Source organism: Streptomyces sp. NPDC020422 (assembly GCF_044386705.1).
GTDB lineage: Bacteria > Actinomycetota > Actinomycetes > Streptomycetales > Streptomycetaceae > Streptomyces.
The window spans coordinates 452,382-464,892 of sequence record NZ_JBIRVJ010000003.1 but is presented as its reverse complement, the minus strand read 5'-3'; the positions used below and the strand labels follow the sequence as shown (position 1 = coordinate 464,892).

At 69.9% G+C, this 12,511-nt stretch carries 11 protein-coding genes and 1 riboswitch; of the genes, 3 read left to right on the top strand and 8 right to left on the bottom strand.

Annotated elements, in window-relative coordinates:
- Nucleotides 1-28: 28 nt before the first annotated feature.
- The 8 genes from ACH414_RS09540 to ACH414_RS09505 form a co-directional block, all read right to left on the bottom strand.
- Nucleotides 29-1,168, bottom strand: coding sequence for an ABC transporter ATP-binding protein (locus tag ACH414_RS09540; RefSeq protein ID WP_382538456.1), 1,140 nt, complete (start codon nucleotides 1,166-1,168; stop codon nucleotides 29-31).
- A 23-nt stretch (nucleotides 1,169-1,191) separates the two neighbouring features.
- Entirely contained in the window at nucleotides 1,192-2,295 is a 1,104-nt protein-coding gene (locus ACH414_RS09535) for an ABC transporter ATP-binding protein (RefSeq protein WP_382538164.1), read from the bottom strand.
- Nucleotides 2,292-3,290 carry an ABC transporter permease gene (locus ACH414_RS09530; protein ID WP_382538161.1) on the bottom strand — a complete coding sequence of 333 codons (999 nt, stop codon included), beginning with the start codon at nucleotides 3,288-3,290 and terminating at the stop codon, nucleotides 2,292-2,294. Before ACH414_RS09530 ends, ACH414_RS09535 begins: the two co-directional genes overlap by 4 nt.
- 122 nt (nucleotides 3,291-3,412) lie before the next feature.
- Nucleotides 3,413-5,188: an ABC transporter substrate-binding protein gene (locus ACH414_RS09525; RefSeq protein WP_398941375.1), complete on the bottom strand. Its 1,776-nt coding sequence runs from the start codon at nucleotides 5,186-5,188 to the stop codon at nucleotides 3,413-3,415.
- A 111-nt stretch (nucleotides 5,189-5,299) separates the two neighbouring features.
- Nucleotides 5,300-6,298: an ABC transporter permease gene (locus ACH414_RS09520; RefSeq protein WP_382538155.1), complete on the bottom strand. Its 999-nt coding sequence runs from the start codon at nucleotides 6,296-6,298 to the stop codon at nucleotides 5,300-5,302.
- Between the two features lie 323 nt (nucleotides 6,299-6,621).
- A complete protein-coding gene (locus tag ACH414_RS09515; RefSeq protein ID WP_382538152.1) occupies nucleotides 6,622-7,413 on the bottom strand; it encodes an enhanced serine sensitivity protein SseB C-terminal domain-containing protein in 792 nt (263 codons plus the stop codon).
- A 96-nt stretch (nucleotides 7,414-7,509) separates the two neighbouring features.
- Nucleotides 7,510-8,247: an enhanced serine sensitivity protein SseB gene (locus ACH414_RS09510; protein WP_382538149.1), complete on the bottom strand. Its 738-nt coding sequence runs from the start codon at nucleotides 8,245-8,247 to the stop codon at nucleotides 7,510-7,512.
- A 137-nt stretch (nucleotides 8,248-8,384) separates the two neighbouring features.
- Entirely contained in the window at nucleotides 8,385-9,077 is a 693-nt protein-coding gene (locus ACH414_RS09505) for an AAA family ATPase (protein ID WP_386565693.1), read from the bottom strand.
- A 154-nt stretch (nucleotides 9,078-9,231) separates the two neighbouring features.
- A riboswitch (glycine riboswitch) is annotated at nucleotides 9,232-9,343 on the top strand.
- 156 nt (nucleotides 9,344-9,499) lie between these two features.
- Here ACH414_RS09505 and gcvT point away from each other — a divergent pair.
- From gcvT to glyA, 3 genes are all read left to right on the top strand, one after another.
- Nucleotides 9,500-10,624: a glycine cleavage system aminomethyltransferase GcvT gene (gene gcvT / locus ACH414_RS09500; RefSeq protein WP_398941371.1), complete on the top strand. Its 1,125-nt coding sequence runs from the start codon at nucleotides 9,500-9,502 to the stop codon at nucleotides 10,622-10,624.
- Nucleotides 10,625-10,752: 128 nt separating this feature from the next.
- On the top strand, nucleotides 10,753-11,130 hold the full coding sequence (gcvH, locus tag ACH414_RS09495; protein ID WP_382538140.1) for a glycine cleavage system protein GcvH: 378 nt from the start codon (nucleotides 10,753-10,755) through the stop codon (nucleotides 11,128-11,130).
- A gap of 24 nt (nucleotides 11,131-11,154) precedes the next feature.
- The gene (gene glyA, locus ACH414_RS09490) at nucleotides 11,155-12,414 is read left to right on the top strand and encodes a serine hydroxymethyltransferase (protein ID WP_382538137.1); all 1,260 of its coding nucleotides are present in this window, start codon (nucleotides 11,155-11,157) and stop codon (nucleotides 12,412-12,414) included.
- The last annotated feature ends 97 nt before the right edge of the window (nucleotides 12,415-12,511 follow it).

Here is a 12,511-nt window from a genome sequence, read left to right as displayed (position 1 = left end):
GTGGCGGTGGGGGCCTCGCGAGCGGTGCTTACGGCTCCGGGGTCTCGTCCGACTCGGTCTTCGGCTCGGGCGCCTTCGCCTGTGCCGGGACCTCCGCCTCCGCCTCGGGGGCCGCGTCGGTCTCCGCCTCCGGCTTCTTCGTGATCGTGACCTCGACCGACTCGCGTGCGCCGGGGACCGTCAGGCCGTCCGCGTTCTCCGGGTGGTGGCAGGCCACCCGCTGGCCGGGGCGCAGCTCCAGGAGCGGCGGCTCCTGGGTCTTGCACACCTCCGTCGCCTTCCAGCAGCGGGTGTGGAAGCGGCAGCCCGGCGGCGGCGCGATCGGCGACGGGACGTCACCGGTCAGCAGGATGCGGTCGTTCTTCGCGCCACGCCGGCGCGGGTCCGGGATCGGCACCGCGGACATCAGCGCCCGGGTGTACGGGTGCATCGGGGACTCGTAGAGCGACTTGCGGTCCGCGAGCTCCACGACCTTGCCCAGGTACATGACCGCGATGCGGTCCGACACGTGCCGGATGACCGACAGGTCGTGGGCGATGATCACGTACGTGAGGCCGAGCTCCTCCTGCAGGTCGTCGAGGAGGTTGACCACCTGCGCCTGGATGGAGACGTCCAGGGCGGAGACGGGCTCGTCCGCGACCACCAGCTTCGGCTTGAGCGCGAGCGCGCGGGCGATGCCGATGCGCTGGCGCTGGCCGCCGGAGAACTCGTGCGGGTAGCGGTTGTAGTGCTCGGGGTTGAGGCCGACCAGGCCGAGGAGGCGCTGGACCTCCTTCTTCACGCCGCCCTCGGGCTCCACGCCCTGCAGCCGGAACGGCGCCGAGACGATCGCACCGACCGTGTGGCGCGGGTTCAGCGAGCCGTACGGGTCCTGGAAGATCATCTGGATGTCGCGGCGCAGCGGACGCATCTTCGCGACCCCGAGGTGCGAGATGTCCGTGCCCTCGAACTCGATCTTCCCGCCGGTCGGCTCCAGCAGGCGGGTGATCAGCCGGCCCATCGTCGACTTGCCGCAGCCGGACTCGCCGACCACGCCGAGGGTCTCACCGGGGTAGACCTCGAAGTCGATCCCGTCGACCGCCTTGACGGCGCCGGTCTGGCGCTGCAGCAGGCCCTTCTTGATGGGGAAGTGCTTCTGCAGGCCGCTGACCTTGAGCAGGGGTTCCATGTCGCTCACAGCCTTGGTCTCGCTCACAGCTTCGGCGCAATCTCTTCGGTCCAGATCCGGGTCCGCTCCTCCTGCGACATGTGGCAGGCCGAGAAGTGGCGGGAACCGGTCTCCGTCAGCTCGGGGCGTACGGTCCGGGTGATGCCGTCCTTGGGGACGTCCGCGTACGGGCAGCGCGGGTTGAAGGCGCAGCCGCTGGGGACGTTGATGAGGCTGGGCGGGTTGCCCTTGACCGGGATGAGCCGGTCGGTCTGCTCCCGGTCGATGCGCGGCATGGAGCCGAGCAGACCCCAGGTGTAGGGGTGCTTGGGCTCGTAGAAGACGTCCTCGGCCGAGCCGCGCTCCACACACCGTCCGCCGTACATCACGAGGATGTCGTCGGCGATCTCGGCGACCACGCCGAGGTCGTGGGTGATGATGATGACCGCGGAGCCGAACTCCTTCTGCAGGTCCCGCATCAGGTCGAGGATCTGCGCCTGGACGGTCACGTCGAGCGCGGTGGTCGGCTCGTCCGCGATGAGCAGCTCCGGGTTGTTGACCAGCGCCATCGCGATCATCGCGCGCTGGCGCATGCCGCCGGAGAACTCGTGCGGGTAGTTGTCGAAGCGCTTGGCCGGCTCGGGGATGCCCACGCGGTCGAGGAGTTCGACGGCCCGCTTGCGGGCGGTCTTCTTGTCGACGTCGTTGTGGACCCGGTAGGCCTCCACGATCTGGTGGCCGACCGTGTAGTACGGGTGCATCGCGGACAGCGGGTCCTGGAAGATCATCGCCATCTCGCGGCCGCGCATCCGCCGCACGGTGTCCGCGTCGGCGGTGAGCAGCTCCCGGCCGTTGAGCCAGATCTCGCCGGAGATCCGGGCCCGCTGGCGGCCGTACTGGCCGACGGTGTGCAGGCCCATGATGCCGAGCGAGGTGACCGACTTGCCGGAGCCGGACTCGCCGACGATGCCGAGGGTCTTGCCCTTCTCCAGCTGGAAGGTGAGGCCGTCGACCGACTTCACCAGACCGTCGTCGGTCGGGAAGTGGATCTTCAGGTCGCGGACGTCGAGGAAGGCGTCGGAGGGCGCGTTCCCGGTGGCGACCGGCTCGCCGACGGCGGCGCCGGTCTTCACGAGCTTGTCGGTCATGCCAGCCTCACTCGGGGGTCGATCACTGCGTAGAGAAGGTCCACCACGAGGTTCGCGAGGACGACACAGGCGGCGGTGATGAGGGTGACGGCGAGGATGATCGGCAGATCGCGCTCGCTGACTCCCTTGATGGCCAGGCCGCCGAGGCCGTGCAGGTTGAACGCGGTCTCGGTGAGGATCGCGCCACCGACGAGGGCGCCGAGGTCCATGCCGAAGATGGTGAGGATGGGCGTCATGGTGGAGCGCATGGCGTGCTTGCCGAGCACCACCGGCTCCGGCAGGCCCTTCGCCCGCGCGGTGCGGATGTAGTCCTCGCCCAGGACCTCCAGCATGGTGGCGCGGGTGAGGCGCGCGTACATCGCCGCGTACAGGAAGGCGAGGGTCACCCAGGGCAGCAGCAGGCCGCCGAACCAGCCGCCGAAGGACTCGCTGATCGGCACGTAGGAGGCGTCGAGCCAGCCCAGCTGGGTGCGGAAGACGAGCATCGCCAGCATGGCGGTGAAGAAGATGGGGAGCGAGACGCCCGCGAGCGCGGTGATCATCGCGGCGCGGTCGATGATCGTGCCCCGCTTGAGCGCGGAGACGACACCGGTGGAGACGCCGAGGACCAGCCACAGCACGGCGGCGCCGAGCACCATGGAGAGGGTCACCGGGAAGGCGTCGACCAGCATCGACCAGACGTCCTGCTCGGTACGGAAGGAGTAGCCGAAGCAGGGCATCGCGCAGTGGATGGTCTCGCCGCCGCCCGTGTAGTCACGGCCGACGAAGATTCCGGACACGAAGTGCCAGAACTGCACCAGGATCGGCTCGTCCAGGCCCAGCTTCTGCCGGATGCCCTCGATGGAAGCCGGATCCGCCTGCTTGCCGACGAACATGGCGGCAGGATCGCTGCCGGTCATCTTGGGGATGAGGAAGAAGATGCTGAGCGTCACCAGCGTGACGACGAACAGCATCATGACGACTGCGAAAAGCCGTCGGACTATGTATGCAAGCATGCGGTCGGCCGGTCGGCGGGCGGGGAACCCGATCGGGTTCCCCGCCCGCCGCCCACGGCCATCACCTGCCCTTCGGACCTAGCGGCGGGTGCGCCGTTGGAGCGAGTTGATGGAGACTCGGCTTACTTCACGACGCCGAGCGACGCGTAGTCGTAGCGGCCGTTGTAGGCGTCGGCCGTGTAGACGTTGGTCAGGCGCGAGCTACGCCAGATGATGTTCTTCTCGTGGGTGAAGGGCAGGTAGACCGCGGCCTCGGAGACCTTGGTGTTGATCTGCTTGTAGAGCTCGCCGGCCTTGGTCGGGTCGGTCTCCTTCAGCGCCTGGTCGAACAGGCCGTTGATGGCCGGGTCGTTCAGCTCGGAGAAGTTGTTGTTGCCGGACTGCAGGATGAAGCGGCCGTCGACGAGCGGCTGCAGGAAGCCCTGGCCGGTCGGGAAGTCGGCGCCCCAGCCCATGATGATGATGCCGTAGCCCTTCTCCTTGACCACCTTCGGCGAACCGATGATGCCCGAGGTCTGGGCGCCGTCGAACTGGTCGATCTGGGCGTCGATGCCGACGGCCTTCAGCGACTGCTGGAGGGACTCGGCGGTCGCGATCTCGATCTTCTTGTTGTTGCGGACCGCGATCGTGGTCTTGAAGCCGTTCGGCTTGCCGCACTTCTTCAGCGCCTCCTTCGCCTTGGCGAGGTCCGGGGCGCCACCGAGCTTGCCGTACGGGTCGTACTTCGGGTCGGCACCCTTGATCGCCGGCGGCAGCATGTTGGCGGCGATGTCGCCACCGGCCTGCGGGCCGCCACGGGCGGTCTGGAGGGACTTGGAGTCGGCCGCGTAGATGATCGCCTTGCGGCACTCGACGTTGGAGATGACCGTCTGCGGGAAGACCGCGTAGCGGATGAAGCCGGTCTGCGGGTTGTCCGCGTTCTCCTTGTGCTGCTGGAGCACCTTCTGGCGGGCGGAGGCGCCGACACCCGTCGCGTTGATGTCGAGGTCGTACTCGCCCTCGATCAGACGGTTGTCCATGTCGTCGGCGTTCGTGGTGAACGTGACGCTGATGGTGTCCGGGAGGGCCTTGCGGATGTTGTCCGTCTTGGCGTCCCAGTTCTCGTTGCGCACGAGCTTCATGGACTTGTTCGGCGTGTACGACTGCCACTTGTACGGGCCGGAGGAGAACACGTTCAGGCCGTACTTGGCCTTGGTGTCCTTGTCCTGGCGGACCGGGGAGGCGGCGGGCATCGCCAGCATCTGCAGGAAGTCGCCGTTGGCGACGGGCAGCTTGAAGACGATGGTCTTGTCGTCCGGGGTCTCGATCGCCTTGAGGCCGAGCTTGTCCGCGGAGGTGTCCTTGTACGGACCGGCGTAGGTCTTCTTGGGGTCGAGGACCTGCTGGAGGTAGATCGGGCCGCCGGAGATGACGTCCTGGGCCCAGATGCGCTCGATGCCGTACTTGATGTCCTTGGAGGTGATCGGCTTGCCGTCCTCCCACTTCACGCCGTCCTTCAGCGTGAACGTGTAGGTGAGGCCGTCGGCCGAGACCTTGCCCGCGTCGGTGGCGAGGTCCGGGACCAGCTCGGTGGAGGCGGAGCCCGGCGCGGCCTTGAAGGAGACCAGCTGGCGCGTGTAGTAGCGCTGGAAGTCCCACACGAAGCCGTAGTAGCCGCGCTGCGGGTCCCAGTTGTCGGCCTCCTGCGAGCCGATGAACTTCAGCTCGCCGCCCTTCTTGTCGGAGGGGCTGGCGACGTTGTTCACGGCGGCGTTGAAGCCGGCCGCGCCCGCCTTGCCGCCCTTGCCGCCACCGCTGCCGCCGTTGCCGCCGCCGCACGCGGTGGTCGCGACCATCGTGGCCGCGGCGAGCAGCGCGCCCGCGGCGATTCTGCGCCTCTGGGAGCTGTTCAGAGTCATGGTCGAGCAACCTCCGAAGTAGTGGCGGCCGTTGTCACGGTGGTCCGCCGTTGGGGGATGTGCCTCCTGTCGACAGCGGCAGGGGCTGGTCTTGCGGTGAACGGCGTACGGTCAGCGGGAGCTCTTCGGGTCGAGCGCGTCGCGCACGCCGTCGCCGAAGAGGTTGAACGCCAGAACGGTGATGAAGATCGCGAGGCCCGGGATCACCATGAAGAGCGGGTCCGCCTCGTAGGTGGTGATGGCCGTCGACAGCATCTGCCCCCAGGAAGCGGTGGGCGGCTTCACACCCGCGCCGAGGAAGCTGAGCGCCGCTTCGGTGAGGATGTTGGTGGGGATCATGAGGGTCGTGTAGACCATGATCGGGGCGATCAGGTTGGGCAGCAGCTCCCGGCGCAGGATGTACAGGCGGCCGGCGCCCAGGCTCTGGGCCGCTTCCACGTACTCGCGGTTGCGCAGCGAGAGGGTCTGGCCGCGGACGATGCGGCCCACGTAGGGCCAGCCGAAGAAGCCGATCACGACGACCAGGGCGACGATGCGGACGCCCGAACCGTCGAGGCCGAGGAGCTCGTTCGGCAGCACCGAGACCAGGGCGATGGTGAACAGGAGCTGCGGGAAGGCCAGCATCACGTCCATGACCCGGCTGAGCGCCGCGTCGATCCAGCCGCCGAAGTAGCCGGCGATGACACCGAGGACGGTGCCGAGCAGGACCGCGAAGAGCGCCGCGAGGAAGGCGACGAGCAGCGAGATCCGGGCGCCGTAGACGATCCGGCTGAAGACGTCGCGGCCGTTGACCGGCTCGACGCCGAAGAGGAAGTCGGAGCTCACGCCGCCCCAGGAGCCGATCGGGGTGCCGAAGAGCGGGTCGATCTTGTCCTCGTGGAACTCGTCCGGCGGGTGGCCGAGAAGGCCGACGATCACCGGGGCGAAGATCGCGACCAGGATCAGGAAGACGACGACGAACGCGCCCGCGAGGGCGAGTTTGTCGCGCTTCAGCCTGGTCCAGGCGATCTTCCAGGGGGATCGGCCCTCGATCGCCTTGGCCGGCGCATCGGGCACGACGTCGACGGCCGCGGCCTCGGCCGCATTCGTCTCGTGCAGTGGTGCCGTCATCGTGGTGAGGACCCCTCTCGGCCGCCGGGTCGCCGGCCCTTGCCCGCCGCGGGTAGCGGCTCGGTGGAACAACTGCTGGGCACCGGCTCCGGGGAGCCGAACGCCTGGTGTTCCGGGGAGTCTTCAATGTGCCCGCGATCACCCGCCAGACCCCACGGGGAATGTTTGCTCAAACGTGATGCGGTGCGTTGTCTTCCGTTATCCGGACGTCCTGATCGCGTGAGCGGACCAACTCGGCCGCTATTCGACCAGATCGGACATCCGGCCCAACTCCTGCCGCGCAGGGGTGAATTGGGGGGACGGACGGGACGGGACCGGACGTATCAGTACGTGCGGGGCGCTGCCGGGGGGTAGCCGTAGCCGGGCGCGCCCGGAGCCGCCGGGGCGGCGTGCGCGTCGCGGTCGTAGAAGGGGCGGGCGTGGGCGCCCAGCCACATCGCGACCGGGTCGTACGCGTCGGACATGGCGACGGTGGAGACGGGCAGCCCCTCCGGGACGGCGGCGACCGTCTGGCGCATCATCGCCCGGACCGCCTCGACGGAGGCCGGCGAGGAGTCGTAGAGGTCGAGACCGATGGCGAGGTACGGGGAGCCGAGCGCGGGCTGCACCCAGGCGCGGCGCAGCGAGCGCACGGCGGGGGTGCGGTGGGCGTTCTGCGTGAGCAGCGCGTAGAACTGCGGGATCTCCACCGCGGGCTCGGAGAGCCGCAGGGGTCCGGCGGGCATCCGGTCCAGACCGGTGGCGATCCGGCGCAGATCGGCCCAGGGGATGCCCACGCCGCCGCCGGGGGCGTGCGGATTGAGCCAGATGCCCCAGCGGTCGGGGTAGAGGGCGCGGGCGATCTCCAGCCCGGAGGTGAGCTCGTGGGCGCGGTTCCAGCCGGAGGCGGCGAGCTCCTGGGCGGAGGTGACGCAGGGGGCGTACCCGAAGCCGTCGACCTCCATGTTCCCGTACTGGGCGTCGGGCGAGCCGGGCGAGCCCTGCCAGAGCAGCATCCAGACGTCGGAGCCGGCGAGGGCGTGCAGCAACTGCTCGTAGGCGTCGTGGCGCCCGGGTGCCACCTGGCGCAGCATGTGCTCGACCTGACCGGTCGCAGCGGTGCCTGACGCGCTCACCTTCGGTTCCCGCCCCTCGTTGTCCGTATCGCGGTGTGGCCTGCCGTCCCGTGGTGTGGCCCGGCGTGAATCAGTTCAGCTTAAACAGGGGGGCGCTCACACGGCGGCGCGCTGGAAGAAGGGGCGCACCTTCGCCAGCATCCAGTCGCCCACCGGGTCCTGGGCCACGTCGAGCAGGATCAGGTTGACCGGCCAGGCGACCTCGACGCGTCCGAGGGCGCGTCCGAGGGCGTCGAGCGGCCCGTTGCGGTCGGCGTCCGGGGTGAGCAGCTGGACTCCGATGAAGAGGGCCGGTTCGGTGCCCTCGACGCTGGCGAGGACGCGGCGGGCGGTGGCGACGGTTCCGAGGGCCTCGAACTCGGCGGAGGCGGCGGCCAGGAAGTCGACCGGGTCGTCCTGCCAGTCGGGCTCGAAGAGGCGGACGCGGCCGCCGCTCGCGGGCCCGTCGAGCGGGGTGCGGCCGACCCGGCAGAGCTCGGCGACGGCGGGCGGGGGCAGCGGGACGCCGACGGTGCCGCCGGGGTTCACGGCGATGCCGAGCTGCGGGGGCAGTCCGCGGGCGAAGTCGCGGGCGGGGGCCACGGTGAAGGACATGTGGGTGCCGACGCAGGCGAGGAACTGCTGCTCGGAGCTGAAGACGGGCACGTAGGCGTAGCCGTCGATCTCCATGGTGGGCAGGTCGAGGTCGGTGCTGTCGGGGCCGCCGCCGTTGGGCAGCGGCACCCAGACGGCGCTGCGTCCCAGCACCTCGACGAGGCGGCCGCCGGCGGAGGGGTTGCCGAGGGAGGCGGCCAGTACTTCCTCGAGCTCGTTGCCCGGCCACGTCACGTCCACGGTTCTCTCACGTCCCCTCTCGGCATCCGGTGCGTCCGGCACACGTACGCGCGTCCAGCACACGGTGCGGTTCAGCACCTTAACGGCGCCTCGGCGCCGCCGTGACCGAAAAGGGACCGGAAAGGGCGCGGAGTGCTTCAGGACACGTCGCGGAACCCGATCTTCCGCAGGGCGTCGGCGGCGTCCCGGTCGAGCAGGGTCACCGAGGCGCAGCCCGGGGGCAGCCTGCCCTCCTCCGCGGTGCGCAGGAGCCGGCCGACGGCCCGCCGGTGGCGGGCGAAGGCGTAGCCGGAGACGCCTCGGCCGCGGGCGAGCTGGCCGGCTCGGGCGGTCTCGGGTTCGACGTCGAGCAGGATCAGGTGCAGGGCGGTGCCGCGGCGCCTGGCCTCGCGGGCGAGCCAGCCGCGGACCCAGGACTGGGTGCCGCAGTCGTGGACGACGACACCGGCCCCGGAGCGCAGGGCGCGGCGGAGTCCGGCGTAGTGGGCGATGCGGGCGAGCGGGCGGTAGACCGCGTACGGCAGGAAGCGGGGCAGCCGGGCCTCCCAGCGCTCGCGGGTGTGCTGCGAGTCGATGGCGCGGCCCTCGGCGGTGCGGGCCATCAGTGTCGACTTGCCGCTGCCGGGCAGTCCGGAGACGACCACGACGTCCCCGGTGGCGTAGGCCAGGGTGCGGGGGCCGCGTCCGCCGCGGTCGCGCAGGTCGCGCAGGAGCCGGCCCCGGCGGCGGGTGCGGGCGCGGGCCCGGTCGCCGGTGCGCTGCACGGGTATGCCCGCGCTCGTGGCGTAGGCGCCGCTGTGCCGGCTCGGCTGCGTGGGCGGCCTCGTCATCGCATCACTCCCCCAGATCGGGTCCGCGGGGACCCTTGCCCAGGAAGTGTAAAGAAACGGTAATGAGACGCAAGCGATTTGCCGCGCCGAACCGCCGTGCAATGATGTGCGCGCAGGCGCTCGCACGAGCGTCCACAACCGCATACCGGCCGCTCGAATCCGCGCGGGAGAGTTCCGGTCACGCACCGCAGTCACAGGGTGCGCCCGGGCGCCGAAGGAGCAAGTTCCTCCCTTGAATCTCTCAGGCCCCGTACCGCGTGGATGAGGCAGATCTGAAAAGCGGGCCGCGCCGTCGCGGCCCCACCCAAGGTGCAAGCCGGGGATGCCCTCGGTGAACCTCTCAGGTTCCATGACAGATGGGGAGGACCGTCCTCCGTCATGCATGTCGTGCCCTGCACGCCCTGGGACCCGGGAGCCACCCGATGAGCACTGCCCCCCGCCTGACCGCCCTCGATGCGCTGCATCGTTCGCTGGGCGCGACCATGACCGACTTCGCCGGCTGGGACATGCCGCTGCGCTACACCAGCGAGCGCGACGAGCACGTCGCCGTCCGCACCAAGGCGGGGCTCTTCGACCTCTCCCACATGGGCGAGATCACCGTCACCGGCCCGCAGGCCGTCGACCTTCTGGACTACGCCCTCGTCGGCAACATCTCCACGGTGGGCAACGGCCGCGCCCGCTACACGATGATCTGCCAGGAGGACGGCGGCATCCTCGACGACCTGATCGTCTACCGCCTGGGCGAGACCGAGTACATGGTCGTCGCCAACGCCTCCAACGCCCAGGTCGTCCTCGACGCCCTCACCGAGCGCGCGGCGGGCTTCGACGCCGAGGTCCGCGACGACCGCGACGCCTACGCGCTGATCGCCGTCCAGGGCCCGGAGTCCCCCGGCATCCTGAAGTCCCTCACCGACGCCGACCTGGACGGCCTGAAGTACTACGCCGGTCTGCCCGGCACCGTCGCCGGCGTGCCCGCGCTGATCGCCCGCACCGGCTACACCGGCGAGGACGGCTTCGAGCTGTTCCTGAAGCCCGAGCACGCCGAGGGCGTCTGGAAGGCGCTGACCGAGGCGGGCGAGGGCGTCGGCCTGATCCCCTGCGGCCTGTCCTGCCGCGACACGCTCCGCCTGGAGGCGGGCATGCCGCTGTACGGCCACGAGCTGACCACCGCGCTGACGCCGTTCGACGCGGGCCTGGGCAGGGTCGTGAAGTTCGAGAAGACCACCAACGAGGGGCGCTTCGTGGGCCGCGAGGCGCTGGAGAAGGCCGCCGAGCGCGCCGAGTCCGCCCCGCCGCGCAAGCTGGTCGGCCTGATCGCCGAGGGCCGCCGGGTCCCGCGCGCCGGCTTCTCCGTCGTCGCGAACGGCGAGATCATCGGCGAGGTCACCTCCGGTGCCCCGTCCCCGACCCTCGGCAAGCCGATCGCCATCGCCTACGTGGACGCGGAATTCGCCGCGCCCGGCACCGAGGGCGTGGGCGTCGACATCCGCGGCACGCACGAGCCGTACGAGGTCGTGGCGCTGCCGTTCTACAAGCGTCAGAAGTGACATGAGGGACCCGAGTGGCGCTCGGGGGCCCGAGAAGTGACGTTTCCCTCATGCCCCCGTCTCACTTGGTGTCTCATCCCGCAAGACTCACGTACATCCGCACTCCCCGCATCCAGGAGAATCAGGTCATGAGCAACCCCCAGCAGCTGCGCTACAGCAAGGAGCACGAGTGGCTGTCGGCCGTCGAGGACGGCGTCGCCACGGTCGGCATCACGGAGCACGCGGCCAACGCGCTCGGTGACATCGTCTACGTGCAGCTTCCCGAGGTCGGCGACACGGTGACCGCGGGCGAGTCCTGCGGCGAGCTGGAGTCCACCAAGTCCGTCAGCGACCTGTACGCCCCGGTGACCGGTGAGGTCGTCGCGGCCAACCAGGACGTCGTCGACGACCCGTCGCTCGTGAACTCCGCTCCGTTCGAGGGCGGCTGGCTGTTCAAGGTGCGCCTCGCGGGCGAGCCGGACGACCTGCTCACCGCCGACGAGTACACCGCCTTCACCGCCGGCTAAACCGAGACCCCCAGGGATCGATTCATGTCGCTTCTGAACACCCCTCTCCACGAGCTGGACCCGGACGTCGCCGCCGCCGTCGACGCCGAGCTCCGCCGCCAGCAGTCCACCCTCGAGATGATCGCCTCGGAGAACTTCGCTCCGGTCGCGGTCATGGAGGCCCAGGGCTCGGTCCTCACCAACAAGTACGCCGAGGGCTACCCGGGCCGCCGCTACTACGGCGGCTGCGAGCACGTCGACGTGGCCGAGCAGATCGCCATCGACCGGATCAAGGACCTGTTCGGCGCCGAGTACGCCAACGTGCAGCCCCACTCCGGCGCCTCCGCCAACCAGGCCGCGCTCTTCGCGATCGCCCAGCCGGGCGACACGATCCTCGGCCTCGACCTGGCGCACGGCGGTCACCTGACCCACGGCATGCGCCTGAACTTCTCCGGCAAGCAGTTCAACGTGGTCGCGTACCACGTCGACGAGGCCGGTCTGGTCGACATGGCCGAGGTCGAGCGCCTCGCCAAGGAGCACCGCCCCAAGGTGATCATCGCGGGCTGGTCCGCCTACCCGCGCCAGCTGGACTTCGCCGAGTTCCGCCGGATCGCCGACGAGGTCGAGGCCTACCTGTGGGTCGACATGGCCCACTTCGCGGGCCTGGTCGCCGCGGGTCTGCACCCGAACCCGGTCGAGTACGCGGACGTGGTCACCTCGACCACGCACAAGACGCTCGGCGGCCCGCGCGGCGGCATCATCCTGGCGAAGAAGGAGTTCGCCAAGAAGCTGAACTCCTCGGTCTTCCCCGGCTTCCAGGGCGGTCCGCTGGAGCACGTGATCGCCGCCAAGGCCGTCTCCTTCAAGGTCGCGGCCTCGGAGGAGTTCAAGGAGCGCCAGCAGCGCACCCTCGAGGGCGCCCGGATCATCGCCGAGCGCCTGGTCCAGGACGACGTCACGGAGCACGGCGTCTCGGTGCTGTCCGGCGGCACCGACGTGCACCTGCTCCTGGTCGACCTGCGCGACTCGGAGCTCGACGGCCAGCAGGCCGAGGACCGCCTCCACGAGGTGGGCATCACGGTCAACCGGAACGCCGTTCCGAACGACCCGCGCCCGCCGATGGTCACCTCCGGTCTGCGGATCGGCACCCCGGCCCTCGCCACCCGCGGCTTCCAGGCCGAGGACTTCGCCGAGGTCGCCGACATCATCGCCGAGACGCTGAAGCCCGGCTTCGACGCCGAGGCGCTGAAGGCCCGGGTGACGGCGCTCGCCGACAAGCACCCGCTGTACCCCGGCCTGAAGTAGTTTCGTACCCTTTTGTTACCGGGTTCGTTCGAACCCGTTCGTACGAAACTTCCGGGGCACCCGCACACTGGACGGTGAGTGGGTGCCCCGGCCCCTT

Coding starts and splice junctions, on each gene's coding strand:
- ACH414_RS09540 (WP_382538456.1), bottom strand. CDS start 1,168: ATGGAACCCCTGCTCAAGGTCAGCGGCCTGCAGAAGCACTTCCCCATC.
- ACH414_RS09535 (WP_382538164.1), bottom strand. CDS start 2,295: ATGACCGACAAGCTCGTGAAGACCGGCGCCGCCGTCGGCGAGCCGGTC.
- ACH414_RS09530 (WP_382538161.1), bottom strand. CDS start 3,290: ATGCTTGCATACATAGTCCGACGGCTTTTCGCAGTCGTCATGATGCTG.
- ACH414_RS09525 (WP_398941375.1), bottom strand. CDS start 5,188: ATGACTCTGAACAGCTCCCAGAGGCGCAGAATCGCCGCGGGCGCGCTG.
- ACH414_RS09520 (WP_382538155.1), bottom strand. CDS start 6,298: ATGACGGCACCACTGCACGAGACGAATGCGGCCGAGGCCGCGGCCGTC.
- ACH414_RS09505 (WP_386565693.1), bottom strand. CDS start 9,077: ATGACGAGGCCGCCCACGCAGCCGAGCCGGCACAGCGGCGCCTACGCC.
- gcvT (WP_398941371.1), top strand. CDS start 9,500: ATGAGCACTGCCCCCCGCCTGACCGCCCTCGATGCGCTGCATCGTTCG.
- gcvH (WP_382538140.1), top strand. CDS start 10,753: ATGAGCAACCCCCAGCAGCTGCGCTACAGCAAGGAGCACGAGTGGCTG.
- glyA (WP_382538137.1), top strand. CDS start 11,155: ATGTCGCTTCTGAACACCCCTCTCCACGAGCTGGACCCGGACGTCGCC.